Annotated in this window: 1 rRNA gene; it reads right to left on the bottom strand. The window is 58.2% G+C overall.

Features of this window, described 5'->3' with window-relative positions:
* Position 1: 1 nt before the first annotated feature.
* Positions 2-1,114, bottom strand: a 23S ribosomal RNA gene (locus ACMGFI_RS21185); the annotation flags it as partial.

Here is a 1,114-nt window from a genome sequence, read left to right on the forward strand (position 1 = left end):
CGTCAGGATTTCAACCCGACTTTCGCTGCTACTATGACCAGGATTTTCGTTTCTAATCGGTCCACACGAACTCTCGGCCGTGCTTCCACCCGATCAGAACGCCGACCTACGCAATCGCCGTTTGACGGGCGTGGTCAGGTATCGGTGGTGGACTTGAGCCCCGATCATTTTGGGCGCCTCAAACCTCGGCCGGTAAGCTGTTACGCTTTTCTTGGAGGGTAGCTGCTTCTAAGCTCACTTCCCGGCTGTCTAGGGCTTGAGACCACCTTCGATCGCACTTAGTCCACACTTGGGGACCTTAACCCGACGCTGGGTTGTCTCCCTTACGGTACACAGGCTTACCCCGCGCACCGAACTCCCCGCGTCGACAGCGTTCGTAGGTTCGGAGTTTGACAGGTGCGCCGACCTCTCTCGAGGGCGGACACACCAATCAGTCTCTCTACCCCACGAACTACCTCGGCGGGGGTAATGCTTCGACATTTGTCGGTCGGAACCAGCTGTTGCCGAACTCGATGGGCCTTTCACCCCTACACGTAGGTCACGAGAGGGTGTTGTAAAACACCAACTCTAACAGACCTCCACGTCCCTTTCGGGACGCTTCGTCTTGCCCACGCGTAGATCGTCCGGTTTCGGGTCGTGTCAGTTCGACTCCCCGCGCTTGAACACGGCGGCCCTGGTGCAAAGCACTGCGGCCATGTCGGTTTCCCTGTGCCTTCCCGGATGAACCGGTTAGACTCGCCGAACAGACACACTCCCTGGTTCGTTTTTCAAAACGTACGACGGAACACCGGCTTCCCGTGGGTCCTACTGGAGGCTCGCGCCTCGGTCGTTTTCCACGGGACCTTTCGTGCCCCGTCGCTCCATCGCCACCTGATTTCAAGCCCTGTTTCGCCTCCCTTCTGAGGGTACTTTTCAGCGTTCGCTCGCGCTACTTGTTCGCTATCGGTCTCGAGGAGTATTTAGCCTTGGCAGTAGATGCCTGCCGTATTCACGAGGGATTTCCAACCCCCGCTACTCCGGAACCGGCGCACGTCGTACTACTTCCCGTTACGGGGCTTTCACCCTGTGTCGCGCTCCGTTCCAGGAGACTTCACAGAAAGGTTCGGACGCTGAT

The sequence above is a fragment of the Halosimplex marinum genome, assembly GCF_051414075.1.
Lineage (GTDB): Archaea > Halobacteriota > Halobacteria > Halobacteriales > Haloarculaceae > Halosimplex > Halosimplex marinum.